General features: G+C 71.9%; 24 protein-coding genes and 1 tRNA gene. 13 read left to right on the top strand and 12 right to left on the bottom strand.

Translation table 11 applies throughout. The annotated features are described in order from the left end of the window. Positions 1-93 precede the first annotated feature (93 nt). The 3 genes from ACWGPE_RS08570 to ACWGPE_RS08560 are packed head-to-tail and all read right to left on the bottom strand — an operon-like array spanning position 94 to position 3,363. Positions 94-1,908: a sensor histidine kinase gene (locus ACWGPE_RS08570; protein WP_452048503.1), complete on the bottom strand. Its 1,815-nt coding sequence runs from the start codon at positions 1,906-1,908 to the stop codon at positions 94-96. A 31-nt stretch (positions 1,909-1,939) separates the two neighbouring features. Then, positions 1,940-2,632, bottom strand: coding sequence for a response regulator transcription factor (locus ACWGPE_RS08565; protein WP_022894322.1), 693 nt, complete (start codon positions 2,630-2,632; stop codon positions 1,940-1,942). Positions 2,633-2,688: 56 nt separating this feature from the next. After that, positions 2,689-3,363, bottom strand: a complete 675-nt coding sequence (locus tag ACWGPE_RS08560; protein WP_452048502.1) for a helix-turn-helix transcriptional regulator — start codon at positions 3,361-3,363, stop codon at positions 2,689-2,691. An 86-nt stretch (positions 3,364-3,449) separates the two neighbouring features. On the opposite strand from ACWGPE_RS08560, the gene folE reads away from it, so the two are divergent. From folE to ACWGPE_RS08540, 4 genes are read left to right on the top strand one after another with little or no spacing between them, the layout of a single operon-like run. Beyond that, complete coding sequence (gene folE, locus ACWGPE_RS08555; RefSeq protein ID WP_231430261.1) at positions 3,450-4,088, top strand: GTP cyclohydrolase I FolE; 639 nt, start codon at positions 3,450-3,452, stop codon at positions 4,086-4,088. A 1-nt stretch (position 4,089) separates the two neighbouring features. Then, the gene (locus tag ACWGPE_RS08550; protein WP_231430262.1) at positions 4,090-5,334 is read left to right on the top strand and encodes an NAD(P)/FAD-dependent oxidoreductase; all 1,245 of its coding nucleotides are present in this window, start codon (positions 4,090-4,092) and stop codon (positions 5,332-5,334) included. Beyond that, positions 5,331-6,254: a dihydropteroate synthase gene (gene folP / locus ACWGPE_RS08545; protein WP_374201101.1), complete on the top strand. Its 924-nt coding sequence runs from the start codon at positions 5,331-5,333 to the stop codon at positions 6,252-6,254. Before ACWGPE_RS08550 ends, folP begins: the two co-directional genes overlap by 4 nt. Then, positions 6,251-7,003 (top strand): pyrimidine reductase family protein, encoded by a 753-nt coding sequence (locus tag ACWGPE_RS08540; RefSeq protein ID WP_452048501.1) that lies wholly within the window; start codon positions 6,251-6,253, stop codon positions 7,001-7,003. Before folP ends, ACWGPE_RS08540 begins: the two co-directional genes overlap by 4 nt. Before the next feature lie 30 nt (positions 7,004-7,033). Here the strand turns inward: ACWGPE_RS08540 and ACWGPE_RS08535 are convergent, their stop codons facing one another. The 3 genes from ACWGPE_RS08535 to ACWGPE_RS08525 all read right to left on the bottom strand — a co-directional run bounded on the left by ACWGPE_RS08535 (position 7,034) and on the right by ACWGPE_RS08525 (position 10,914). Then, positions 7,034-8,677 carry a DNA repair helicase XPB gene (locus ACWGPE_RS08535; RefSeq protein ID WP_452048500.1) on the bottom strand — a complete coding sequence of 548 codons (1,644 nt, stop codon included), beginning with the start codon at positions 8,675-8,677 and terminating at the stop codon, positions 7,034-7,036. Positions 8,678-8,769: 92 nt separating this feature from the next. Then, a complete protein-coding gene (locus tag ACWGPE_RS08530) occupies positions 8,770-10,629 on the bottom strand; it encodes a helicase-associated domain-containing protein (protein WP_452048499.1) in 1,860 nt (619 codons plus the stop codon). 9 nt (positions 10,630-10,638) lie between these two features. Beyond that, positions 10,639-10,914 carry a multidrug ABC transporter ATPase gene (locus ACWGPE_RS08525; RefSeq protein WP_231430266.1) on the bottom strand — a complete coding sequence of 92 codons (276 nt, stop codon included), beginning with the start codon at positions 10,912-10,914 and terminating at the stop codon, positions 10,639-10,641. Positions 10,915-11,025: 111 nt separating this feature from the next. On the opposite strand from ACWGPE_RS08525, the gene ACWGPE_RS08520 reads away from it, so the two are divergent. Together ACWGPE_RS08520 and ACWGPE_RS08515 are read left to right on the top strand one after the other, a co-directional pair. Continuing rightward, a complete protein-coding gene (locus ACWGPE_RS08520; RefSeq protein ID WP_231430267.1) occupies positions 11,026-11,406 on the top strand; it encodes a cold-shock protein in 381 nt (126 codons plus the stop codon). After that, a complete protein-coding gene (locus ACWGPE_RS08515) occupies positions 11,399-12,130 on the top strand; it encodes a DUF3027 domain-containing protein (RefSeq protein ID WP_231430268.1) in 732 nt (243 codons plus the stop codon). The genes ACWGPE_RS08520 and ACWGPE_RS08515 overlap by 8 nt, the downstream gene beginning before the upstream one ends. On the opposite strand, the gene ACWGPE_RS08510 is transcribed toward ACWGPE_RS08515, so the two are convergent. Both ACWGPE_RS08510 and serC read right to left on the bottom strand, forming a co-directional pair. Further along, positions 12,094-12,369 (bottom strand): DUF2530 domain-containing protein, encoded by a 276-nt coding sequence (locus tag ACWGPE_RS08510; protein ID WP_275505551.1) that lies wholly within the window; start codon positions 12,367-12,369, stop codon positions 12,094-12,096. The genes ACWGPE_RS08515 and ACWGPE_RS08510 overlap by 37 nt on opposite strands. Before the next feature lie 4 nt (positions 12,370-12,373). After that, the gene (gene serC, locus ACWGPE_RS08505) at positions 12,374-13,489 is read right to left on the bottom strand and encodes a phosphoserine transaminase (protein WP_231430270.1); all 1,116 of its coding nucleotides are present in this window, start codon (positions 13,487-13,489) and stop codon (positions 12,374-12,376) included. A gap of 71 nt (positions 13,490-13,560) precedes the next feature. Here serC and ACWGPE_RS08500 point away from each other — a divergent pair, with 71 nt between their 5' ends. From ACWGPE_RS08500 to ACWGPE_RS08485, 4 genes are all read left to right on the top strand, one after another. After that, a complete protein-coding gene (locus tag ACWGPE_RS08500; protein WP_275505552.1) occupies positions 13,561-14,253 on the top strand; it encodes a metal-dependent transcriptional regulator in 693 nt (230 codons plus the stop codon). 229 nt (positions 14,254-14,482) lie between these two features. Next, a complete protein-coding gene (locus tag ACWGPE_RS08495) occupies positions 14,483-15,337 on the top strand; it encodes a C40 family peptidase (RefSeq protein ID WP_275505553.1) in 855 nt (284 codons plus the stop codon). A 359-nt stretch (positions 15,338-15,696) separates the two neighbouring features. Next, positions 15,697-16,194: an HNH endonuclease gene (locus ACWGPE_RS08490; RefSeq protein WP_231430273.1), complete on the top strand. Its 498-nt coding sequence runs from the start codon at positions 15,697-15,699 to the stop codon at positions 16,192-16,194. 251 nt (positions 16,195-16,445) lie between these two features. After that, entirely contained in the window at positions 16,446-17,135 is a 690-nt protein-coding gene (locus tag ACWGPE_RS08485) for a CHAP domain-containing protein (RefSeq protein ID WP_231430274.1), read from the top strand. A gap of 95 nt (positions 17,136-17,230) precedes the next feature. On the opposite strand, the gene ACWGPE_RS08480 is transcribed toward ACWGPE_RS08485, so the two are convergent. Beyond that, a complete protein-coding gene (locus tag ACWGPE_RS08480) occupies positions 17,231-18,268 on the bottom strand; it encodes a lactonase family protein (protein WP_452048498.1) in 1,038 nt (345 codons plus the stop codon). Positions 18,269-18,364: 96 nt separating this feature from the next. On the opposite strand from ACWGPE_RS08480, the gene ACWGPE_RS08475 reads away from it, so the two are divergent. Next, positions 18,365-18,439 (top strand) — tRNA-Arg (locus ACWGPE_RS08475). Positions 18,440-18,756: 317 nt separating this feature from the next. Here the strand turns inward: ACWGPE_RS08475 and ACWGPE_RS08470 are convergent. Together ACWGPE_RS08470 and ACWGPE_RS08465 are read right to left on the bottom strand one after the other, a co-directional pair. Further along, positions 18,757-22,173 (bottom strand): DEAD/DEAH box helicase, encoded by a 3,417-nt coding sequence (locus ACWGPE_RS08470; protein WP_452048497.1) that lies wholly within the window; start codon positions 22,171-22,173, stop codon positions 18,757-18,759. A gap of 48 nt (positions 22,174-22,221) precedes the next feature. Then, the gene (locus tag ACWGPE_RS08465) at positions 22,222-22,494 is read right to left on the bottom strand and encodes a hypothetical protein (protein WP_376931318.1); all 273 of its coding nucleotides are present in this window, start codon (positions 22,492-22,494) and stop codon (positions 22,222-22,224) included. 147 nt (positions 22,495-22,641) lie between these two features. Here ACWGPE_RS08465 and ACWGPE_RS08460 point away from each other — a divergent pair, with 147 nt between their 5' ends. Further along, positions 22,642-23,718, top strand: coding sequence for an ATP-dependent DNA ligase (locus tag ACWGPE_RS08460; protein WP_275505556.1), 1,077 nt, complete (start codon positions 22,642-22,644; stop codon positions 23,716-23,718). Between the two features lie 30 nt (positions 23,719-23,748). Here the strand turns inward: ACWGPE_RS08460 and ACWGPE_RS08455 are convergent, their stop codons facing one another. Next, on the bottom strand, positions 23,749-24,267 hold the full coding sequence (locus ACWGPE_RS08455) for an Lrp/AsnC family transcriptional regulator (RefSeq protein ID WP_231430279.1): 519 nt from the start codon (positions 24,265-24,267) through the stop codon (positions 23,749-23,751). Between the two features lie 126 nt (positions 24,268-24,393). On the opposite strand from ACWGPE_RS08455, the gene ald reads away from it, so the two are divergent. After that, a complete protein-coding gene (gene ald, locus ACWGPE_RS08450) occupies positions 24,394-25,491 on the top strand; it encodes an alanine dehydrogenase (RefSeq protein WP_231430280.1) in 1,098 nt (365 codons plus the stop codon). Positions 25,492-25,651 lie beyond the last annotated feature (160 nt).

Here is a 25,651-nt window from a genome sequence, read left to right as displayed (position 1 = left end):
ACGTTAGGCGGGCGCGTCCGCTCGGAACCGCGAGTCCGCTGCCGTCGTGCACTGACGGCGCACGTCGGCGGCTGTCGAGGACGGGTCCGCGGCTCAGGCCTCGGAGATCGACTGCGGAGCGGCGGCGGAACCGGCGAGCGGCAGCATGACGCGGAAGGTCGCGCCGCCGCCGGGCGTCTCGACGACGTCGACGCTGCCGTTGTGGGCCGCGACGATCGACGAGACGATCGCGAGCCCGAGACCGGAGCCCCCGGTCTCGCGCGTGCGCGAGGTGTCGGCGCGCCAGAACCGCTGGAAGATCTTCTCGCGGATCTGCGGCGGGATGCCCTCGCCGTGGTCGATCACCTCGACCATTGCCCGCTCGTCGGCCGGGTCGATGCTCACCCTGATCTCGATCGGCGAGCCGTCGTTCGTGAAGCGCATCGCGTTGCCCATCAGGTTCGTGATGACCTGGCGGATCTTGTTCTCCTCGGCGAGCACGACGGCGCGCTGCACGGGGGCGGGTTCACCGGACCCGATGGGCACCGGCATCGTGGGCGCGGGCCCGGTCGGCTCGCCGGCCGATGCGGCTGCGGATGCCTCGAGCTCGATGCCGGCGGCGTCGAGCTGGCGCCGTCGCTGCGCCTCGCGTCCGGCCGCGCGCGAAGAGGTGCGCCGCGGCGCCGGTGCGAGTCGTCGGCCACGGAGTCGCGCGAGGGTCGCGCCGGCGAACGCGATCGCGCCGGTCGAGCGCATGGGGGCCTGCTCGAGGTCGACGGCGAGCTCCACGGGCTCCGAGGCGTCCTCGACGGTGCCGGCCTCGGGGGCGATGACCGTCACGGTGCGGTCGGGGTGGGCCGCCATCGTGTCGAGCGCTGCGTCGCGGGCGAGCGGAACCAGGTCGACCTCGGCGAGCTCGAGCGGCTTCGCCTCGTCGAGGCGGGCGAGCGCGAGGAGGTCTTCGACGAGACCGCCCATGCGGATGGCCTCCTTCTCGATGCGCTCCATCGCCTGGCCGACCTCTTCGGGCGACTGCAGTGCGCCCATGCGGTAGAGCTCGGCGTAGCCGCGGACCGAGACGAGCGGCGTGCGCAGCTCGTGCGATGCGTCGCCGACGAAGCGGCGCATCTGGTCGATCGTGCGCGCGCGGTCGCGGAAGGCGCGGTCGATGCGGTTGAGCATCGTGTTGAGCGACCGGTTCAGCCGGCCGACCTCGGTGTTCGGGGTGGCGCCGCCGAGGCGCTGGCTGAAGTCGCCGTCGGCGATCGCGGCGGCCGTGCGCTCGACCTCGCGGAGCGGCGCGAAGGTGCTCGTCACCAGCATCCGGGTGAGCAGCGCCCCGACGAGCACGACGCCGAGCCCGAAGCCGAAGAAGATCGTCAGGTAGACCGCGAGCAGGCGCTCGGTGTCCTTCGACGAGATCGCGATCACGATCGGCACGAGGGTGCCGTGCGAGTCGGCGGTGACGAGCGTCGTCACGGCGCGGAAGGTCGGCTCGTCGGCGTCGTCGTCGAGGGCGAACGTCCGGTAGCCCCCGTCGTTGAGCGAGGTGACCTTCCCCTGCGTGAGCGTCTTGGGGATCCGCGGCCAGTCGGCCTCGGGCCGGTCCTCCCAGTTGCTGCGGAGGTACTCGCCGCTCGAGGTGTAGATCGCGACGAAGACGTCGTCGCTCGGCCTGAAGTCGAGCTGGTTGAGGTTCGTCTGCGCCCGGGGCCGGTCGCTGTCGATCTCGAAGTACTTCGTGAGCCCGTCGCCCGAGGCGAGCGACTGGAGCTTCGACTCCATCTGGTCCTCGACGTACGAGCGCAGCATCGCGGCCGTGCCGATGCCCGAGACGAGCAGCCCGAGCGTCAGCATGAGCACCGTCACACCGGTGATCTTGGTGCGCAGCGAGATGCGGTTCCACCGCTCGAACATCGTCTGATTCATGGCTGGCCGAGTCTAGGCGGCGGAAGCTGGGTCAGGGCTTGGAGCTCTTCAGCATGTAGCCGAACCCGCGCTTGGTCTGGATGAGCGGCTCGGCCGAGTGCTGGTCGAGCTTGCGGCGCAGGTACGAGATGTAGCTCTCGACGATGCCGGCGTCGCCGTTGAAGTCGTACTCCCAGACGTGGTCGAGGATCTGCGCCTTCGACAGCACCCGGTTGGGGTTCAGCATGAGGTAGCGGAGCAGCTTGAACTCGGTGGGGGAGAGCTCCACCGGCACGTCGCCGACGAGCACCTCGTGGGTGTCCTGGTCCATCGTGAGCTCGCCGGTGCGGATGACCGCGTCCTCCTCGGCGTGCATCGTGCGCCGCAGGATGGCCTTGATGCGCGCGACGATCTCGTCGAGCGAGAAAGGCTTCGTCACGTAGTCGTCGCCGCCGACGGTGAGGCCGGTGATCTTGTCCTCGGTGTCGTCCTTCGCGGTGAGGAAGAGGATCGGCGCGGTGTACCCGGCCGAGCGCAGCCGCTTGGTGACGCCGAAGCCGTTCATGTCGGGCAGCATGACGTCGAGGATGATGAGGTCGGGCTCCTCCTCGAGCACGGCCGAGATGGTCTGCGCGCCGTTGCCCACGGCGCGCACCGCGAAGCCCGCGAACCGCAGGCTGGTGGTGAGGAGGTCGCGGATGTTGGGCTCGTCGTCGACGATGAGAATGCGAGGTCCGTCGCTCATGGCTCGATTCTCTTGACGTTTGCTGAAACGTGGCTGTGAGTCGTGTGGGCGGCGGGTCAGTGCGGCGCGTCGACGATGCGGATGCAGCATGCGCCCGCCCCGGGGTCGAGCATGACGCGTTCGGGGTCGGACCCGGTCGAGTCGGCCATGCCGCAGACGAGGGCGTGGTTGAGTTCGCACACCACGCCGGGGTTCTCGCGGGCGAGCCGATGGAACGGGCAGGTGCCGAGCACGACCCCCTCGCCGCCGTCGTCGCGCGGTTCGAGGCCGGCGTCGCCGAGCGCCTCGGTGAGGTCGCCGGATGCCTCGGCGAGACGCCGCCCAGCTCGTTCGGCCGCGTCGCGCAGCGCGTCGCGCACCGGGACCCCCTCGTCGACGGCTCGGCCGATCGCCTCGGCCATGACGCCGCCGCCGAGCTCGTAGAGCCGGGCCGGGATGCTGAAGGCGATCTCGTCGTCGGCGCGCCGGTAGAGCTTCGCGGGTCGGCCCGCCCCCGGTCCCGATCGGCCGGTCAGGCGGCGCGACTCGGTCGTGAGCAGACCGGCGTCCGCGAGGCGGTCGAGGTGGAACGCGGCCGTCGATCGCGGCAGGCCGAGCACCTCGGCGACGTGATCGCGACCGACGGCGTCGCGGCTCGCCGAGACGATGCGGTAGACGCGTCTGCGGATCGGGTCGGCGAGGGCGCCGACCGCCCGGATCGCGTCGGCGTCGCCCTGCGCTGCGGAGGCCATGGCCCGATCATATCTCTAAATGCAGAAATCATTGACAAAAGAATCACGCGGGCCTAGCCTCGGCATCGAGGGCCCGGGAGGTGCGCATGACGTCGATCGAACTCGCAGGGGCGGCCGAGGTGCCGAGACTCCACGCCGTCACCGCCGACGAGGCGCCGGAGCGTGCCGTCGACCGCGAGGGGGCCGCCCGCGCGGTGCGGGCGCTGCTCGTCGCGCTCGGCCGCGACGTCGAGAGCGAGCACCTCGCCGACACCCCGCGACGCGTCGCCGACGCCTTCATCGAGCTCCTGACGCCGCGGCCGTTCTCGCCGACGACCTTCCCCGGCGAGGGCTACGGCGAACTCGTGGTCGTCCGCGACATCCCGTTCGACTCCCTCTGCGAGCACCACCTGCTGCCCTTCCGCGGCGTCGCCCACCTCGGCTACGTCCCCGGCGACCGCATCATCGGGCTCTCGAAGCTCGCCCGCGTGGTCGAGCAGTACGCCCGGGACCTGCAGGTGCAGGAGCGGCTGACACGGCAGATCGCCGACCGCCTCGTCGAGGTGCTCGAGCCCGACGGGGTCGGCGTCGTGCTCGAGGCCGAGCACCTCTGCATGTCGCTCCGCGGCGTGCAGGTGCCGGGCACGCGCACCGTCACGAGCTCGCTCGCGGGCGTCGTGCGCGACGACGACCGCGTCCGCCGCGAGTTCCTCGAGCGCTGCGGCATCGGCAGAACGGAGAACTGAGATGGGTGACGAACGGCTCCTGGTCGTCGGCGGCGGGCTGGCGGGCGCCCGAGCAGCCGAGGGCGCGAGGCAGGCCGGGCACACGGGCCCGATCACGATCGTCGCCGGCGAAGACGCGATGCCGTACATCCGGCCGCCGCTGTCGAAGGAGTTCCTGACCGGTGCGGCCGAACGCGACGTCGTCGACGTGTTCCCGGCCGACTGGTACGCCGACGAGCGCGTCGAGGTGCTGCGCGGCGTGCGCGCGACCGGGCTCGACCCCGCCGCGCACCGGCTCCGGCTGGCCGACGGCCGCACGCTCGACTACGGGCGCCTGCTTCTCGCGACGGGGGCGAGCGCCAGGCGATGGCGTGCTCCGGAGGGCGAGCTCGCGGGCGTGCACGTGCTGCGCACGTTCGCCGACTCCGAGGCGCTCCGGTCCGCGCTCGCGGTCGGCGGCCGGCGGATGGTGGCGATCGGCGCCGGCTGGATCGGCCTCGAGGCCACGGCGGCGGCGCGCGGGTACGCCGACGAGGTGACGGTCATCGCGCCCGAGGCGGTGCCGCTCGCTGCGGCCGTCGGCAGCGCGGTCGGCGAGGTGTTCGCCGAACTGCACCGGGCGAACGGCGTCGACCTGCGCATGTCGACCGGCGTCGCCGGCATCCGCGGCGAGGGCGGACGCGTGACCGGGGTCGAGCTCGACACCGGTGAGACCGTGCCCGCCGATCTCGTGCTCGTCGGCATCGGCGCCGTGCCCGAGACCGGCCTCGCCGAGGCGGCCGGACTCGAGGTGCGGGGCGGCATCGTGACGGACGCCTCGTTCCGCACGAGCGCCGACGACGTGTACGCCGTCGGCGACGTCGCGAGCGTCTACCACCCGGTGCTCCAGTCCCACCTGCGCGTCGAGCACTGGGCCAATGCCGAGAACGCCGGGCGAGCCGCCGGTCGCTCGCTCGCCGGTGAGGGCGTCGAGTACGCCGAGATCCCGTACTTCTACACCGACCAGTACGATCTCGGCATGGAGTACTCGGGCTACGGCACGCTCGCCGACGGCATCGACCCGGTCTTCCGCGGCGACCGGGCCGCGCGCGAGTTCCTCGCGTTCTGGCAGCGGGAGGGCCGCGTCGTCGCGGGCATGAACGTGAACGTCTGGGACGTCAACGACCAGGTCCAGCAGCTCATCCGATCGGGTGCCCGCATCGACCCGGCCCGGCTCGCCGATGCGTCGGTGCCGCTCGAGCGGCTCGTCGCCGAGGCATCCGCGTGACGGCGGAGCCTGCGGGCTGGGTCGAGCCGAACCTCGCCCGGCCGGTGCGCGTGATCGCCGGCCGCGAGGTCGACTTCCGTCGTGAGATCGCCGTGATGGCGGTCGTCAACCGCACCCCCGACTCGTTCTACGACCGCGGCGCGACCTTCGGCCTCGATGCCGCGGTCGAGGCCGGGCGCCGCGCGATCGAGGCGGGCGCGTCCTGGATCGACGTCGGCGGAGCGAGGTTCGGGCCTGGACCCGCGATCCCGATCGCCGAGGAGATCGATCGCGTCGTGCCGGTGGTCGCGGCGCTCGCCGGGGCGGGGGCCGCGCTGTCGGTCGACACGTTCCACGCCGAGGTCGCGGCGGCGGCGATCGCCGCGGGCGCCGACGTGATCAACGACACGACCGGGGTGCACGACGCGGCGCTCGCCGAGGTGGTGGCCGGCTCCGACGCGACGCTCGTCATCACGCACAGCCGAGCGGAGCCCCGTCAGTGGTTCCCGAAGCCGCAGTACGACGACGTCGTGGGCGAGATCAGCGCGTTCCTCGAGGAGCGCGTCGCGCTCGCCGTCTCGCGCGGCGTGCCCGAGGAGCGCATCGTGCTCGACCCGGGGCACGACCTCAACAAGAACACGCTGCAGACGCTCGAGCTCACTCGCAGGTTCGGCGAGTTCACGAGGCTCGGCTTCCCGCTCGTCGCTGCGGTGTCGAACAAGGACTTCATCGGTGAGAGCCTCGACCGCCCCCGCGGTGAGCGCCTCGCCGGGTCGATCGCCGCGGCGGTCTTCTGCGCGGCGCAGGGCGCACGCATCCTGCGCATGCACAACGTGCCCGAGTCGGTCGACGCGGCCCGGATGGTCGAGGCGATCATGGGATGGCGCGAGCCCGCGTACCTCAAGCACAACATGGTCGACGGGCCGAACGAGGAGCCATGACCGAGACACCGGGCGACGCCCCCGAGCAGGCCGAGGCGCCGCGAGTCGACCGCGAGCGGCTGGTCGAGGCCTACGCCTTCGCCGACCGGACGACCCCGCGCGTGCGGATGAACTTCGTGTCGAGCCTCGACGGTGCCGTCACGATCGAGGGGCGGTCGGGGGGACTCGGCGACGCCTCCGACCGGCTCGCGATGGGCGTCATGCGCACCCTCGCCGATCTCGTCCTCGTCGGGGCGGGCACCGTGCGGGTCGAAGGTTACGGCGGGGTGCGGCTGCGTCCCGAGAACGTGGCCTGGCGACGCGAGCACGGCCTCGCCGACCAGCCCCGCCTCGCGGTCGTGTCGTCGGCGCTCGAGCTTCAGCCGCAGCATCCCTTCTTCGCCGAGGCGACCACCCGCCCGATCGTCGTGACGCACGCCGCGTCGGACCCTGAGCGGCGGAAGGCGCTCGCCGCGGTCGCCGACGTGTTCGTGTGCGGTGACGTCGCGGTCGACCTCGGCGCCGCCGTCGACGCGTTCGCCGCCGCGGGAGTGCCGCAGGTCCTCTGCGAGGGCGGGCCGCACCTCTTCGGCTCGCTCCTCGAGGCCGACCGCGTCGACGAGCTGTGCCTGAGCCTCAGTCCGACGATCGTCGCCGGCGATGCCGGGCGCATCGTGCGCGGCGCGCCCGAGCTCGACCGCCCGATGCGTCTCGTGCACGCCATCCCGGCGGGCGACCTGCTGCTGCTGCGCTACGAGCGCGCACGCTGACCGCTGTCGGGTCTCGGGCCGCTCGGACGATCAGGCGGCCTCGAGCGCGTGCGCGTCGAGGATCGTGTAGCTGTAGCCCTGCTCGGCGAGGAACCGCTGCCGGTTCTGCGCGAAGTCCTGGTCGACGGTGTCGCGGGCGACGAGCGTGTAGAAGTTGGCGCTGAGGCCCGACTCCTTCGGGCGCAGCAGGCGGCCGAGCCGCTGCGCCTCCTCCTGGCGCGAGCCGTAGGAGCCCGACACCTGGATCGCGACGGTCGCCTCGGGCAGGTCGACCGAGAAGTTCGCGACCTTCGACACCACCAGGACCGGTGTCGTGCCCTCGCGGAACTCCTGGTACAGGCGCTCGCGCTCGTCGACGGGCGTCGAGCCGGTCAGCTGCGGGGCGCCGAGCACTTCGGCGAGCTCGTCGATCTGGTCGAGGTACTGGCCGATCACGAGGATGCGCTCGCCCGCGTGGCGGGCGACGAGCTCTTTCACGACGCCGAGCTTCGCGGGGGCGGTCGCGGCGAGCCGATAGCGCTCGTCGTCGGCGGATGCCGCGTATGCGAGCCGTTCGGACTGCGGCAGGTCGATGCGCACCTCGTAGCAGGCCGCGGGCGAGATGAAGCCCTGCGCCTCGATCTCCTTCCACGGGGCGTCGAAGCGCTTCGGCCCGATGAGGCTGAACACGTCGCCCTCGCGGCCGTCCTCGCGCACGAGGGTCGCCGTGAGCCCGAGCCGGCGGCGAGCCTGCAGCTCGGCGGTGAGCTTGAACACGGGTGCGGGCAGCAGGTGCACCTCGTCGTAGACGATGAGGCCCCAGTCGAGCGCGTCGAGCAGCGACAGGTGCGCGTACTCGCCCTTCCGCTTCGCGGTGAGGATCTGGTAGGTCGCGATCGTGACGGGCTTGACCTCCTTCACCTGACCCGAGTACTCGCCGATCTCGTCGGCGGTGAGGGTCGTGCGCTTCAACAGCTCGTCGCGCCACTGGCGGGCGCTCACCGTGTTCGTCACGAGGATGAGCGTCGTGGTCTTCGCGGTCGCCATCGCGCCCGCGCCGACGAGGGTCTTGCCGGCGCCGCACGGCAGCACGACCACGCCCGAGCCGCCGTCGAAGAAGTTGTCGACCGCCTTCTGCTGGTAGTCGCGCAGGTGCCAGCCGTTCTCGACGAGGCCCATCTCGTGCGGGGTGCCGGGCGTGTAGCCGGCGAGGTCCTCGGCGGGCCAGCCGAGCTTCACGAGCTCCTGCTTGAGCTGCCCGCGCGCCCAGGGCGCGACGAGGAAGCTCCGCTCGTCGATGCGGTCGCCGACGAGCGGAGCGATCTTCTTCGCGCCGACGACCTCGGTGAGCACAGCGAGGTCGGTGCTCTGAAGGCGGAGCGCGCCGTCGTCGGTGCGGTCGATGACGAGCCGGCCGTATCGGCCGACGGTCTCTCGGAGGTCGACCGCGACCGTCTGGGGCACCGGGAACTTCGCGTACCGCTCGAGCGTCGCGAGCATGTCGTCGGCGTCGTGGCCCGCGGCCCTGGCGTTCCAGAGACCGAGGCGCGTGATGCGGTAGGTGTGGACGTGCTCGGGCGCGCGTTCGAGCTCGGCGAACACGGCGAGATCGTGCCGCGCGTCCTCCGCGAGGGGGTGCGCGACTTCGAGGAGGACCGTGCGGTCGCTCTGAACGATGAGTGGGCCGTCCGACATGACCGTCCAGTCTACGCCCGGTTCGTGGGCGCCCGGCCGGCGCGGATGCCTCGTGCTCGTCCCGGTCGCGTGGGTCGCGGTCGCGCTGCCGGCTACCCCTCCGGCGTCGCCGCGGGCGCCGGCGCGACGGCGGCGATGGCCGACAGCGGCAGCGTGCGTTCGATGTCGGCCTTGTGGTCGCGCGCGCGCAGCCGCCCGTTCGCCACGCTCGCGGGCGCGAGCAGGTAGTCGGCCGTGTCGCCGCCGGGCATGCGGACGGTCACGGTGAGGCTCTCTTTCGAGCGGGCGGCCGCCTCGAGCTGGCGGGCGAGCCAGGCCTGCTCGGTGCCGTCGCCGCCCTGCGTCGCCTCGAGGCGGTCGAGGAGCGCGGCGACGGGGTCGGCGCGAGGAGCGACGACCGGGGCCGGCGCGAGCCGGTGCCGCTGGAGGCGCACGATCTCGCCGTCGGCGTTCTCCGCGGCGACCGGGTACTTGGCGTCGGAGAGCGCCCAGAACACCACGTCGGGCGTGAACCGGGTGAGCAGCCGGTGCGGGCCGGCGCGGCGCAGCGCGAGCGAGGCGAGCGCCTGGTCGACGGCCAGCGTGCCGACGAGCTCGGCGTCGTCGGATCGGATGGAGGCCTGTGCGGGTGCCTCCGACTCGGCCGCGGCCGTGACCCTGACGGCGCCGAAACGTTCGGCGGCCTCGGAGACGAGGTACGCGAGCGGCTGCGGGATTCCGGTCAGCGAGATCGACGACAGGAACTCGAGGATCGAATCGGCGCGCTCGCCCGCGGCGCGCGCGCGGTTCACGGATGCCGCGCTCACGCGATACGTCGATGCGAGGTCGCGGGCCTCGACGTCGGCGATGCCGCGGAGTCGCGCGTCGAGCTCGGGCTCGAGCGGCCCGGGCGCGACGATCGAGAGGTCGTGCTGCAGGTAGACGTGATCGACCTGGGCGGGGAAGTGGGCGGCGACGAGGTCGGCGGCCCGCTCGAGTTCGCCGGCGAGCACGAGACGGCCCGCTTCGACCGGCTCGCCGGAGACGGCGAGCCCGAGCGCCTCGGCCTCGCCGAGCAGGCGCTGCAGCCCGTCGTCGAGCCAGGCGCCGCCGGCGGGGTAGAGCCAGCGAACGTCGTCGCGGAGCGCCCCCGAGGTGAGCGTGTCGCTTCGCCGCGCGACGAGCTCCCGCAGCGTCTCGGGGATGCGATCGCGCCAGCACCCCGCGAGCACGATCCAGCGGCCGCGCGCCGACTCCATCGACCAAGCCGCGCCACGATCGGACTCGAGCCAGTACGCCCCGTCGCGCACGACGAGGCCGGCTTCGTCGGCCCGGTGGAACAGGCCGGGCAGCGCCTCGAGGGGCGTGCCGCTCGCCTCGGCGAGCCGCTTCGAGTCGGGCAGGGCGAGCCCGCCTTTCGCGAGTTCGCGGGCCGGTTGCGCACCGAGCGCGGCGAGCAGCTCGGCGGTCGCCGCGACCGTCGCGTACGCGGCGTCCGACGAGTGGCGCTCGAGCAGGGAGCGGTCGACGGGGTCGTCGCCCACGAGCACGGGCGGAGCGGGCGCCGCGAGCTCGGCGAGCGTCGGCAAGTCGACGCCCAGTCGCGGGAGGAGCCGGGAGGCGACGCCGGCGGGCACGTGCAGGTGCTGGTCGCCGCGCACCACGAGGAGCGACTCGGCCAGGCGATCGATGAGCGTCGCCGAGGCATCCACCATCGATGCCGGCGCGCCGAGTTCGGCGAGGGTCCGCCGCACGCCGTCGACCGTCGAGGCCGGGTCGGCCGCCGCCACGAGCACGGCGAGGCGGGGCCGGTCGAGTCGCGCGATCGCGCGGTCGACCGAGTCGGGTGCGAGGAGCGACTCGGCGAGGTCGAACAGGTCGTTGACCCCGGTGGCGTCGAACTCGCGCGACCGGAGCGCTGCGGCGAGGTCGTCCCGTGGCAGTTCGCGAAGTCGTCCGGCGAGTTCGAGCATCGTCTCCGCTCAGCTCGATCCGGCCCGCGTCTCGCGCGAACGGCGTACCGCGTTGACGATCAGCAGCGTGATGAGGAGCACGAAGGCGATCGGCAGGCCGAACCACGGGAACATGATGACGAACGGCCAGATGCCCTGGCTGAAGCCGTCGTTCGCAGCGGCGCCCGCGGCGCTGCCGATGATGACGGCGAAGAACGCGACGATCGAGCAGCCGATGATCGCCGCGAACATCACGGCGAGGACGCGTTCGGCGCGATGTTCGGTGATAGGGCCGGAATCGCTCACTCGTCAAGGATAGGGCAGCGGGGCGGCGCGTGGGTCGCCGGGACTCTAGACTGGAGGTTGAACGGCGCGTTGCTCTCGGCGCGCCGTGCGACGTATAAGCGAGGTTCTGCGATGCCCACCGGCAAGGTCAAGTTCTACGACGAGGAGAAGGGGTTCGGCTTCATCAGCTCAGATGACGGCCAGGAGGTCTTCCTCCACGCTTCCGCTCTTCCCGCCGGCGCGACCGTGCGTGCGGGATCGAAGGTCGAGTTCGGCATCGCCGACGGGCGCCGCGGGCCGCAGGCGCTCTCGGTGCGCGTCATCGAGACGCCGCCGAGCCTCGCGAAGATGAACCGGCGCTCGGCCGACGACATGGCCGTCATCGTCGAGGACCTCGTGAAGTGGCTCGACGCCGCCGGCAGCGACCTCCGTCGCGGCCGCTACCCCGACAAGGCGCGGGGCCGTCAGATCGCGGCGCTGCTGCGCAAGGTGGCTGACGAGCTGGATGCCTGAGCCGCGCGAACCCGACACGGCGGACGACGAGGTCGTCCCCGCGACGGCGACGGACGACGTCGTCGCCGAGACGACGACCGAACACGACGCGGCGCCGGCCCTCGTCGCGGACGAGGTGCTGCTCGCCTCGGCCTCGCTCGCCCAGCGCGCCCTGCTCGAGGTGACGGCGCCCGAGACCGTGGGCTCGGTCGTCGGGCACATCGCCGAGGGCGAGCACGTGCTCACCCTGCAGTTCGCCGCCGACCTCGCCGGCTATCCGGGCTGGCACTGGAGCGTCACGATCGCGAGGGTCGACGACGCCGAGCCGACGGTGCTCGAGACCGAACTCATGCCGGGGGAGCACGCGCTGCTCGCGCCCGAGTGGGTGCCCTGGTCGGAGCGGCTCGCCGAGTACCGGGCCGTCCAGGCAGCTGCGGCCGCCGAGGCCGCCGGGGCGGACGACGACGAGTACGACGAGACCTCCGCCGATGACGAGATCGACGACGACGAGGGTCTCGACGACGGCGAAGGCGACGATCACGACGAGGACGACGAGGACGACGGGCTCGACGAGGGGCTCGAGGCCGACGACGACTTCGACGGGATCGACATCGACGCGCTCGACGACGGAGACGACGACGAGGGCGACCACGACGACGATGCCGGCCAGGTCGATGGGGACGACCCATCGCCCGAGGTGGACGCCGCTCAGGCGCCCGAGTCGGAGACGCCCGCCGGCGACTGACGTGCGCGTCGGCGCATCGTCTGCACGACGCCGAGGCCGATGAGGCCGAGCGCGACCCCGACGACGGACGCCGCGGTGAGCCAGCCGAGGCCCGACGCCTCGAACCAGTCGCCGAACGCGAGGCACGCGCCGAGCAGGGCGATCCAGCCGATCGTTCCGGCGACGAGTGCCTTGCGCGCGTCGGCCCGGGCCGGCGCCGGATCGGGCCTGCGCTCGCTCTCGCTCAGCCAGAGCCGCATCGGGTCAGCCGATCCGCTCGAGCACGTGGTCGATCGAGGCGATGAGCGCTCGCACGTCGGCGGGTTCGATCGCCGTGAACGTCGCGATGCGCAGCTGGTTGCGACCGAGCTTGCGGTAGGGCTCGGTGTCGACGATGCCGTTCTCGCGGAGCGTCCTCGAGATCGCCGAGGCGTCGACGCGCTCGTCGAAGTCGATGGTGACGACGACCTGCGAGCGGTCGGCGGGGTCGGCGACGAAGGGCGTCGCGACGTCGCTCGCCTCGGCCCAGCTGTAGAGCAGCGAGGACGACTCGCGCGTACGCGCGTCGGCCCAGGCGAGGCCGCCGGAGGCGTTGATCCAGTCGATCTGGTTCTCCATGAGGAGGAGCGTCGCGAGGGCCGGGGTGTTGAGCGTCTGGTTCAGCCGGGAGTTGTCGACCGCGTTCTTCAGCGAGAGGAACTCGGGGATGTACCGGTCGGTCGCGGCGATGCGCTCGATGCGCTCGATCGCCGCGGGGGAGAGGATCGCGAACCAGAGGCCGCCGTCGGCCGCGAAGTTCTTCTGGGGCGCGAAGTAGTACACGTCGAACTCGCGTGCGTCGACGGCGGCGCCGCCGGCTGCGCTCGTCGCGTCGATCACGGTCAGTGCGCCGTCGTCGCCCGCGACCCTGGCGACGGGGGCCTGCACGCCCGTCGACGTCTCGTTCTGCGGCCACGCGTACACGTCGATGCCGGCAACAGCCTCGGGCCGCGCACTCGCGCCCGGAGCTGCGGTGCGCACATCGGGTGCCTCGAGCCACGGGGCACCGGCGGCCTTCGCGAACTTCGCGCCGAACTCGCCGAACGAGGCGAGCTGCGCGCGACGGTCGATGAGCGACGCCGACGCCGCGTCCCAGAACGCGGTCGAGCCGCCGTTGCCGAGCACCACCTCGTAGCCGTCGGGCAGCGAGAAGAGCTCCGCGAGGCCGGTGCGCACGCGGCCCACGAGGTCCTTGACCGGCGCCTGGCGGTGGGACGTGCCGAGGATCGCCGGGCCGAACTCGGCCAGGTGCGCGAGCTGCTCGGGACGCACCTTCGACGGGCCGCAGCCGAAGCGTCCGTCGGCGGGCAGCAGGGAAGCGGGGATCACGAGGCTCGGCATGCGACGAGTCTAGCGAGCGGGCGGCGGCCACTAGGCTGGATGACGGGCTGCGACGCAATGGGAGGACACGCGTGACCGATCTGATCGACACCACCGAGATGTACCTGCGCACGATCCTCGACCTCGAAGAAGAGAACATCGTCCCCCTGCGCGCGCGCATCTCCGAGCGTCTCGGTCACTCCGGTCCCACCGTCTCGCAGACGGTCGCGCGCATGGAGCGCGACGGACTCGTCGTCGTGACCGGCGACCGCCACCTCGAGCTCACCGAGACCGGGCGTTCGAAGGCCGTGCACGTCATGCGCAAGCACCGGCTCGCCGAACGCCTGCTCGCCGATGTGATCGGGCTTGAATGGGAGTACGTGCACGACGAGGCATGCCGTTGGGAGCATGTGATGAGCGAGCAGGTCGAGCGACGCATCATCGAGATCCTCGGCAGTCCGAAGGAGTCGCCCTACGGCAACCCCATCCCCGGCCTCGAGGAACTCGGGCTCGCACCCGCCGATCCCTTCCTCGCCGGCGTCGTCAACGTGGTCGAGCTCGTCGCCGATCGCGACGAACCGGTGCGCGGCACGGTGCGCCGCCTCGGCGAGCCCGTGCAGTTCGACCCCGAGCTGCTCGGCCAGCTGAAGCAGGCCGGGATCGTCCCCGGCGCCGTGGCGACCTTCAGTCGTGCCGGGGGCTACGTGCTCGTACGCGTCGACGGAGCGGGCGGCGGCCTCGAGCTCCCGACCGAGGTCGCGAGCCACATCTTCATCGCCGAGTGATGGCGCATTCTGGCCGCTGATCGGGTGATCTGCGCCGCGCCGTGATCAGAATGTGACATTCGGGCGGCACTCGCGTACCCTCGTACGAGTCTGCTGGCGAGAAGCCCGCCGGTGGACCAGGGTCGAGACGCCTCCCGCGTTCCACTGCTCGATCCGGTACCCGTGAAGCGCCGCGTGCGCAACAGGTGGAGCGGCATCCAGGTGTCGCGGGGCGACGGAGGTACACGTTTTGGCTCGACTCTCACGGCGTCGGCTCTCGAAGAGCCGCACCCGCGGGGCCGCGACGAAGGCGATCATCGCCTCGAAGGCGCCCCAGAATCCCCCCACTCCCGATCTCGCGAAGGCTGTCGCAACGAAGCCGCTGCCGTCGACCCGCCGGTTCCGGCGCGGCGGTCTCGCGAACATCATGGTGATGACCGTCGCCGCCGGCATCGTCGGCACGCTCGCGATTCCCGCCTACGCCATCGCCCCGGGCAGCATCGGTCCGCAGTTCGGCGAGACCGATGCGACGAAGCTCTCGAAGGCGCAGGCCCAGACCGTCGAGGTGACCGACGACGTGATCGCCGCCCCCGTCACGGAGGACGGGTACAAGACGGTCACCGGTGAATCGATCCGCGCCGCCGAACGCGCTGCGGCCGAGGCCGAGGCCGCTCGCATCGCCGCCGAGAACGCGATGGCCTCGTACGCCGCGTCGTACGACGGGCCGAGCGCTTCGGAGCTCCTCGCGAACCCGCCCTACCCCGACTTCGACCTCGCGAGCGTCTACGACGTCGCGACGCAGTACGTCGGCGTGCCCTACGTCTACGGCGGCGCGACGCCCGCCGGCTTCGACTGCTCCGGTTTCGTCATGTACGTCTACGCGCAGTTCGGCGTCAGCATGCCGCACTCGTCGTCCGGCCAGGGCGCCATGGGCACGGTCATCTCGGAGGCCGACGCGCAGCCGGGCGACCTCGTCATCATGGACGGCCACGACGGCTTCTACGCCGGCAACGGCATGATCCTGCACGCGCCGTACGAGGGGGCCTCGGTGCGCGTGCAGCCGATCTGGACGAGCGACTACTACATCGTCCGAATCGGCATCTGAACATGAACACCGCGTGACTCGCACGCGACGAACGGCGCGCCGGGAGTATCCGGCGCGCCGTTCGTGTTCTACCCTGAAGCCCTGACGATCCCAGAATCCGAGCAGGGGGAGGGCGATGGCGGGCTGGCGCAGCATCCATTCCACGGATGCGCGCGCGCATTTCGACCATCGGCCGAGCAGTCAGCCGAGCATCATCCGGGCGAGCACTTCGACGGGCACTGTCTTCATGGCGGTGCCCGTTTCGCGTTCTCCGGGGCTCGGCGCTGCACGCCCTGCCGGTTCGGCCAGGACGGCCGACACCGGGTCGCCGAACCGTCCACGCGGCTGGAAGCCATCCAGCACCGAACGAAAGGCCCCCCATGCGCACTCTCGTGCTCAACGCCGGATATGAACCGCTCGCCGTCGTCTCGTTCAAGCGGGCGCTCCTGCTCGTCATGAACCAGAAGGCCACGGTCCTCGTGCACGAGGAGGGCAATCCGGTGTGCGCGGCGAGCGGAAGCTGGCAGCGACCCAGCGTGATCCTGCTCACGCGCTACGTCAGGGCGCCACGAGCGCACCGTATTCCGGTGACCCGACGCGGCGTGCTCCGACGCGACGATCACCGCTGCGCCTATTGCGGACGCAGCGCGGCGACGATCGACCACGTGCTTCCACGTTCGCGCGGCGGGCGCGACACGTGGGAGAACCTCGTGGCATGCTGCCTGCGGTGCAACAACGTGAAGAGCGATCGCACTCCGGCGGAGATGGGGTGGGAGTTGCGCTTCACCCCCAAGATGCCGCACGGACGCACCTGGGTCGTACGGGGCGTCGAGCGCCCGCTGCCGCAGTGGAGCGAGTTCCTCGCGGCCGCCGCCTGACGTCCGTCCACCGGTTCGGGACACGCGGGGGAGCCGGCGCGGGTCGATCGTGACAAAGCGTCGCGAGGTGCCCTAGGGTAGGTCGGGTGCGGAGCCGCCCCCGAGAACCCGAGCACGGTCGTCGTGCTGCCGAGGCCCGGTCGACGCATCGGACGGCACGGCGCGTTCCGTCCCCGCGCCAGGCGCCCGTACCGAGCGCGACGGCCCGTTCGCGGGACCGCCGGTTGCGGGTGCTCTCGACGATCGTCATCGTGCCCGCGATCGTCGGCACGGTCGCGCTGCCGGCCTACGCGATGGTGCCGAACGGCACCGAGTTCGAGGCATCCGGAGCCTTCAGCAAGTCGGTCGCCGAGGCGCAGGGGCTCAGCGTCGGCGCAATGGCGAGCGATGCCCCGATCACGGTCGACGGCTACGCGGTGACGACGAAGGCCGAGATCGAGGAGGCCCGGCTCGCGGCCGAGGAGGCCGAACGGCGAGCCTGGGCGGCCGAACTCGCGTCACGGGGCAACGGCGCGTACGCCAAGCCGGCCGTGCAGGCCCAGGGCGACGACTACCCCTGGTGGGACCAGCTGCCCGACGACTACGGTGGGGGGCTGTCGCCGCTGCGCTACTACTACCGGGAGTGCGTCGACTTCGTGGCGTGGCGACTCAACCGCGATGCCGGGGTGACGAGCGCCCCGTGGAAGTGGGACTGGTCGAACCTGGCCTCCGGCAGCGCCTATGCGTGGGCCGACGAATGGGTCGCCCACGGCTGGCCGACCTCGTCGACGCCGGTCGTCGGCGCGGTCGCGTGGTTCCCCTACAACCACGTCGCCTACGTGCAGTCGATCAACGCCGACGGTTCGGTGAACATCGAGGAGTACAACCAGAACTCCGACCACTCGTACCACCGGCGCACGATCCCCGCCGGCGATGCGCTGTACCTGTACCCGCCGGTCTGACGGGCTGATCCGGCGGTCGAGCAGCGCCGACGGAGCCGACCCGGTGGGTTCCGTCGGTCGAGTAGCGCCGACGGAGTCGACGCGTATCGAGACCCCTACGGCACCCGTGCGAGGCAGGCCGGCGCCGGCGTCGACACGGTGCCGACGACCTCGACCGGCACGCCTTCCCCGTCGAGCGCGACGATCGCGATCGAGTCGGAACCCTGGTCGGCGATGAGCGCGAATCGCTCGTCGCGCGTCAGCTCGAGGTCGCGCGGGTGGCGGCCGCCGGTCGGCACGGTCGCGACGAGCTCGAGCGTCGCGGCATCGCGGTCGAGCCGCAGGCCGCGCAGCGCGTCCGCGTCACGGTCGCCGACGAGCACGATGCCGCCGCGCGTGAGGCGGATCGCAGAGCAGCCGAGGCCGCGCGGAGGCGTCTCAGGCCCGATCGGGAACCAGCCGAGCTCGCGGCCCTCGGCGAGGTCGACGACGCTCGCGGTGCGGTCGAGCTCGTTCGCGGTGACGGCGAGGTCGCCGCTGACCACGAGATGGCGGGGCCCGGCGCCGGCGTGGATCACGATGTCGGCGGCCGGGTCGTGCCCGAGCGATTCGGGGAGGGCGGCGAGGCCGACGACCCGCACGCGGTCGGCGCCGAGATCGGGCACGAGCAACCGGTCGCGCGCCGAGTCGAGGACCGCCTGGTGCGGGTGCGACGACTCCTGGCGCGCTCGGTCGGGACCGGTGCCGGCGAACTCGGCCTCGAGCACGGCGTCGCCCGAGGCATCCGGTGCGATGTGGTGCACCGTGAGCCGGCCGCCCGAGTAGTTCGCGGCGAACGCGAGTTCGCCCGACTCGTCGAAGGCGACGTGACAGGGATCGCCCGACGCGGAGCCGGCACGGCCGAACGCGGCGAGCCCGTCGCCCTCGAGGGTCCAGGTCGAGATACGCCCGTCGGTGAGCTCGTGCGCGATGGCGAGCACGCCGTTCGCCGGCGAGATCGCGAGGAACATCGGGTTCTCGCCGACCTCGACGGGGTCGCCGAGCACGGCGCGGCCCTCGGTGTCGACGTCGAGCGATCGCACGCCCGTCGCGGCGGAGCCGAGGGCTCCGAGCGTCGAGGCGCCGACCCAGAACCTCGTGGTGCCGTCGGCCATGATGCCCGCCTTCCGTCGCTCGCGGACGAGCCGCTCCATGGCGCACCCGCGTGCGCCGCGTTCCACGGTAGCGGAGCGGCTAGACTCTTCCGGTCAGCCTCTGTAGCTCAATGGAAGAGCAACTCCGTCCTAAGGAGCAGGTTGGGGGTTCGAGTCCCTCCAGGGGCACCACGCGTGCTCGAGCCGAATCGTCCAATTCGGGACGTTCGGCACGTGTCGTCCCCCTGACCGGGGGACGACACCCGATAGAGTCGAAGGACTCCGCGACGTAGCGGCGGCGATGATTCGGGTTCATCGCCTCCTCGTTACTGCGTGCGCGGAGAGCGACGGGGGAGAAGCTCGGGGGTATGTGCTCCTTCCTCGCCTTTGCGACGCGTGTGCCTTCAGGTGTACGCCGTCGATGGGCTCGCGACCCTACCCGCGTGGGCTGTCGACGGCCGGGCCGGTGATTCCCCCTCACCGGCCCGGCGGCACCTCGTCGGCCCTGCTCAGGGCTGGATCAGCCCGCGGAGGTCGTCGGCGGTGAGCGCCGTCGCGAACAACTCCTCGTCGTCCATCACCGACGAGACGAGCGCCGCCTTCTTCTCCTTGAGCGCCATGACCTTCTCCTCGATCGTGTCCTCGGCCACGAGTCGGTAGACCATGACGTTCTTCGACTGCCCGATGCGGTGCGCCCGGTCGACCGCCTGGGCCTCGCTCGCGGGATTCCACCAGGGGTCGAGCAGGAACACGTAGTCGGCCTCGGTCAGGTTGAGCCCGAAGCCGCCGGCCTTCAGGCTGATGAGGAAGACGGGCGAACCGCCGGTGCGGAACCGGTCGATGACCTCGCTGCGGCGGCGGGTCGCGCCGTCGAGGTAGGCGTAGGGCACCCCCGCCGATTCGAGACGGGCGGCCGCCAGCTGCAGGAACGACGTGAACTGGCTGAAGACGAGCGCGCGGTGGCCTTCGGCGACGACCTCGTCGAGCTGCTCGAAGAGGGCGTCGAGCTTCGCCGAGGGCACGTCGGCGTACTGCTCGGAGTCGATGAGCGCCGGCGAGAGGCTCAGCATGCGCAGCAGCGTGAGGGAGCGGAAGATCGTGAACCGGTTGCGGTCGAGATCGTCGATGAGGCCGAGCAGCTTCTGCCGCTCGCGCTGCAGGAATGTGTCGTAGATGCGGCGGTGCGCGGGGTCGAGCGCGACCGCCAGCACCTGCTCCTGCTTCTCCGGCAGCTCCGGCGCGACGAGCTCCTTGGTACGGCGCAGCACGAGCGGGCGGATGCGTCGGCGGAGCGTCGCGAGCCGCTCGGTGTTGCGGTCGTTCTCGATCGGGCGGCGATAGCGTTCGGCGAAGGCCCGTGCGGAGGGGAAGAGCCCGGGCGCGACGACCTTCATGAGCGCCCACAGCTCCATGAGGTTGTTCTCGACGGGCGTTCCGGTCACGGCCAGCCGGAACGGCGCACGGATGTCCCGGGCCGCCTGGTTCGCCTTCGAGTTGCCGTTCTTCACGAACTGGGCCTCATCGAGCACGAGCCCGGCCCACTCGGGCTCGGCGAAGGCCTCGGCGTCGAGCCGCAGGATGGCGTAGCTCGTCACGACGAGGTCGGCGCCCGCGATCGCGTCGGCGAGCCGCACCCGGCTCGCCGCCTGGGTCGCGGTGACGGTCGCGACCTTCAACCCCGGCACGAAGCGGGATGCCTCGCGGGCCCAGTTCGACACGACCGAGGTCGGCGCGACGACGAGGAAGGGCGGCTCCGAGGCATCCAGCTCGCGGGCGTGGGCGACGAGCGCAAGGGTCTGGGCCGTCTTGCCGAGCCCCATGTCATCGGCGAGGATGCCGCCGAGCCGGTGCCGGTGCAGGAAGGCGAGCCAGCGGTAGCCCTCGAGCTGGTAGGGACGGAGCTCGAGCGCGAGGCCCGCGGGCGGTGCCACCGGGTCGATGCGCTCGAGGGAGCGGAGCCCGGCGACCGTCTCGCGCCAGGACACCGCGGCTTCGGACTCGTCGGCGAGGTCTTCGAACTCCGACCACAGCGCCGTCTGGGTGCGATGGATGGGGAGTTCGCCGGTCTCCCACTCGTCGAGGGTCCCGGCCTCCTCCAGGAGCTCGCGCAGCGGCGCGAACACCTCGTGGTCGAGCGAGAGGTAGCTGTGGTCGACGAGGAGCAGCTTCTTCTGCCCGCGGGACAGGGCACGGAACAGCGGGCCGAACGGCACCTTCTTGCCCTCGACGGTCACGATCACGCCGAGGTCGAACCAGTCGGTGCGTTCGCTCTCGACCGCGGTGACGGCGAGCCTGGGTGCCTCGGTCAGCTCGCGGTACTCGGGTGCCTCGCCGGTCTCGTCGATGCGCAGGCGTTCGAGCTCGCGCAGTCGCGGCAGCACGCGGGTCGAGAACTCGGCCGCCTCGATGCCGCGCAGCACGGTCGTCGGCCGCAGCGCGGGGTCGGAGCGTCCGTCGCGCGCTGCGGCGCGCAGGAGCGGCGCACCCGCCGGCTCGTCGGCGGCGATCCCGGCGGCCTCGAACGCCGGCCGGCGTTCGAGCACGGGATCGTGGAACTCGGCGTCGGGCACGTCGAACGGCAGCCGGCGGCCGCCGTCGGCCTCCCATTCCCAGCCGATGCGGAGCACCTGGCCCGGTTCGTGGGCGAGGACCGCGACGAGCGTCGCGGGCGGCAGCTCGGGAAGGTCGACGGCCGGGTCGTCGCTCGAGATCCGCAGTGAGCGGGCGAGGACGGGGTACTGCTCGCGGGTGAACGTCGCGACCTCGTCGGCCGGCACGACGATCGGTTCGCGTCGCCGGACCGCCGCCCGCGCGGCGGGACGGAGCGGCGCGGCGAGCGGGGCGAGCACGATCCGCCCGCGGGCGAAGTCGAAGACGTAGACGCCGTGGTCGCCGATCAGCCGAGCGCGTCGGCTCGCGTGGCGTTCCCCGTCGACGGTCACGCTCGAGGCGAGCTCGAGCGCGATCGGGGTCGGCGCCTCGGCGACGGGCTCGAGCCGGTTCGTCGCCGAGGACGAAGCTTCGGCGTCGTCCGTCGGCGCCGCCTCCGTCTCGGCGTCGGCCCGCCGGACCTCGAGGCCGATGTCGGCGGCGGCCGCCACCGAGATCACCGTGCGCGCCCCGGTGCCCACGAACTCGATGCCGTGGGCCGGGGCGGCGGCCAGCAGCGCCCACAGGGTCGCACTCTCGTAGTCGTCGAGCGAGATCCACGCGGAGCCGTACTCGGCGAACCCGGCGTGCCTCGCGCCCTTCAGCATGGAGAACTCGGCGAACCAGCGTGCCTGTCGCGGGTCGAATCCGCCCGCCCGCCCCTGGAAGCCGACGTTCTGCCAGGTTAGGTTCGCCTTGATCCAGCCGCCTCGTGCACCGCGGGTCACCGGTCGAACGGCGAGCCGCTCGACCGCCTCCTCGTTGGTCGCGGGTTCGTCGCGTGCCGACTGGCGCGCCCCGCGGCGGGTGATCCGTTCGCGGAGCTCGAACTGCAGCGCGAGCGGCTGCCGCGGCGCGGCCTCGACGTCGGTCGCGGTCGCGGTCGCCGTGAGCGCGTTGAGCGCCGTGCGCCACTCGGGCTCTGCCGGATCGACGGGGGACGCGGGCGCCGGCGGCGCCTCGTCGAGGCGATGGCGCTCGCCGGAGGCGAGGAGCACGGCCGCGACGTGCTTGCAGTTGCGCGAGACCGGGCAGGTGCAGGTGCCGGAGAGGATCGTGGTGCGGCCGGGGACGCCGAGGTCGAGGCGGACCTCCACCCGGTACGGCGCCGTCGCGGTGCCGTCGACGGCTGCCGAGAGACGGAAGCCCGAGGCATCCCAGGCGAGGTGCCGGACCGCGCCCGCGCGCTCGACCGTGCGCCCGCGACTGAGACTCAACGGCCCGACGAGTCGGGCGATCGCGAGCTCCTCGACGAGCGGGTAGGAATCGGAGGGCATCCGTCTATCGTCGCATCACGACGATGCCCTGCGCACACCGGACGGCGCTCAGGTCCAGTCGACGGCGTGCATCCAGCCGGCGATGTACGCGCGCTGGTTCTCGTCGAGGTGCACGCCGATGCGCGGCGTCGGGCCCACGTCGAGCTCGCACAGCTCGAAGATGCGGCGGACGACGACGGCACGCAGCGGAGCCTCGAGGTTCTCGAGGATCTCGCGTCGGAGCGTGCCCTCGAGCATCGGCCACCACAGGCCGATCGGCGGCAGCGCGAAGTCGGGGTCCCGGTCACGACGATGAACGGGGCGGTCGATGATCGAACTCATATCAGCTCCCTCGCGGTCGACTCGCTCATGCCGACGTCCCCGTCGGTCGCTGACGACGCTACGCGTCGGCGACGCGGCACGGCGAGGGATTGACCCCGCCGTGGGGGCGTGCTACCGCTCGTCGGCGGCCGGGTGCAGGATGGTCGAATGGATCTCCCGGTGATGCCGCCCGTCGCTCCCATGCTCGCCAAGTCGGTGAAGGAGATCCCCGATGTCGGGCACGTCGAACCGAAGTGGGACGGCTTCCGCACGATCGTGTTCAAGGACGGCGACGAGGTCGAGCTCGGCAGCCGCAACGAGAAGCCGATGACCCGCTACTTCCCCGAGCTCATCGAGGCGCTGCGGCGCGAGCTCCCCGACCGGTGCGTCGTCGACGGCGAGATCGTGCTCGTGCGGGGCGGCCGGCTCGACTTCGACGCGCTGCAGCAGCGCATCCACCCCGCGGCGAGCCGGGTGAAGTTGCTGGCGGAGGAGACCCCGGCCTCGTTCGTCGCGTTCGACCTGCTCGCGCTCGGCGACGACGACCTGACCGGCACGCCGTTCGGCGAGCGGCGTCGCCGGCTCGAACAGGCGCTCGCCGAGGCATCCGACCCCGTGTTCGTGACGCCGGCGACGGCCGACCTCGACGTCGCCCGCGACTGGTTCACGCGCTTCGAGGGTGCCGGGCTCGACGGGGTCGTCGCCAAGCCGCTCGAGGGCGCGTACCTGCCCGACAAGCGCGCGATGTTCAAGATCAAGCACGAGCGCACGGCCGACTGCGTCGTCGCCGGGTACCGGTGGCACAAGTCGGGCGACGTCGTCGGGTCGCTCCTGCTCGGGCTGTACGGCGACGACGGGCGGCTGCACCACGTCGGCGTGGTGGCCGCGTTCTCGATGGCCCGTCGCGCCGAGCTCGTCGCCGAGCTCGCACCGCTCGTCGCCACCGACCTGTCCGACCACCCGTGGGGAGAATGGGCCGAGGCCCAGGCGCATGCGACGACCCGCATGCCCGGAGCGGTGAGCCGGTGGAGCGCCGGCAAGGACCTCTCGTTCGTGCCGCTGCGGCCCGAACGCGTCGTGGAGGTCGCGTACGACCACATGGAGGGCGACCGGTTCCGGCACACGGCGCAGTTCCGCCGGTGGCGGACCGACCGCACGCCCGAGAGCTGCACGTACGCACAGCTCGAGGCGCCCGACGGGCTCGACCTCGGTGAGATCCTGCCGCTCGGTCCCGCCGAGGGTTGAAGAGGCGCGGAGCGAGGTCGCGAACCAGGGTCAGAGCACCGCGCGAAGACCCGCCGACATCGCCGTGTGGTGCTCGAACACGAGGTTCGTCTCGGTGAGGGCGACGGCCGGGTTCGCCGAGAGGTTCTTCAGCACGAACTGGCGGACGTGGTCGCTGTCGCGCACCCGCACGTGGATGAGGAAGTCCTCCGTGCCGCCGAGGAAGAAGAGCTGGGCGACCTCGGGCTCGCGTCGCAGGTCGTCCGAGATCTGCTCCATGAGGTGCCTCGCTCCGGGTCGGATGCGCACGCTCACGAGCGCCTGCAGGTGGTAGCCGAGCGCGGCCGGGGAGATCTCGGCCGTGTAGCGCACGATGACGCCCCGCTCGCGCAGCGAGCGCACGCGGGCGAGGCAGGTCGACGGCGAGACGCCGACGGCGCGGGCGAGCTCGACGTTCGGGATGCGGGCGTTCTCGTGGAGGAGCGCGATGATCTGCCGGTCGATCGCGTCGAGTGCGACCGCCGTGGGGTCGGACCCCGGGGCGCTGATCTGCGGTGCATCGGTCATCATGCGACCACCTTTCGAACGAACGAACAGGATTGGTCGATGATACCGAATTTTCCACGGTGGTTCTTTCTCGACGACGAACAACCGGCGATGATATGAGGAACACCCCACACACCATTCGGAGCCAACATGCGCATCGGCGTGCCTGCTGAGATCAAGAACAACGAATTCCGCGTCGCGATGAACCCCGCCGGCGTGCACGCGCTCACGCAGCGCGGGCACTCGGTCGCGATCGAGGCCGGCGCCGGCCTCGGCGCGGGCTACACCGACGCCGAGTACACCGAGGCCGGTGCCTCGATCGTCGCCACCGCCGCCGAGGCGTGGTCGGCCGAGCTCGTGCTGAAGGTCAAGGAGCCGATCGCGAGCGAGTACGGCTACCTCCGCGACGACCTCACGCTCTTCACCTACCTCCACCTCGCGGCCGACCTGCCGCTGACGAAGGCCATCCTCGACTCGGGCGTCACCGCGATCGCCTACGAGACCGTGCAGCTCGCCGACCGCTCGCTGCCGCTGCTCACCCCCATGAGCGAGGTCGCCGGCCGGCTCGCCCCGCAGGTCGGCGCCGCCGAGCTGCACGCCTCCAAGGGCGGCCGCGGCGTGCTGCTCGCGGGCGTGCCCGGCACCGCCCCCGCCAACGTCGTCGTCATCGGCGGCGGCGTCGCGGGCGAGCAGGCTGCGGCGACCGCGCTCGGCCTCGGCGCCGACGTCACCGTGTTCGACATCTCGCTGCCGAAGCTGCGCGAGATCGACGGCCGCTACCACGGCCGCATCAAGACGATGTCCTCGTCGTCGTACGAGATCGCCCGCGCGCTGAAGACCGCCGACCTCGTCGTCGGCGCCGTGCTCATCCCGGGTGCGGCCGCGCCGAAGGTCGTCACCGACGAGATGGTCGCCACGATGAAGCCGGGCGCGGTGCTCGTCGACATCGCGATCGACCAGGGCGGCTGCTTCGAGGGCTCGCGCCCGACCACGCACGCCGAGCCGACCTTCAAGGTGCACGACGCGATCTACTACTGCGTCGCGAACATGCCCGGTGCGGTGCCGGCGACCTCGGCGCCCGCGCTCATCAATGCGACGCTCCCGTACGCGCTGAAGATCGCCGACCTCGGCTGGGAGGCGGCCCTCGACGCCGACCCGGCGCTCGCCAAGGGCCTCAACGCCACCGCAGGCAAGCTCACCAACGAGCCGGTGGCCCTGGCGCACGGTCTCGAGTACTCGGCTCGCTGAGCCGCTCGATCGTGGGTGCCTCGGCCCGAGGCACCCACGCGCTCGATCGTCACCCCTCGCAGCCGATCGGCCGCCACTGCACAGGCGGCCGCGAGGGGTGCGCACCGTTGCGACCCGCGTGCTCCCACGCGGGTCGTGACCGGATGCCCCGCCCGCGACC

The sequence above is a fragment of the Agromyces sp. NPDC055658 genome, assembly GCF_053618155.1.
This window is presented reverse-complemented; position numbering and strand designations above follow the sequence as displayed.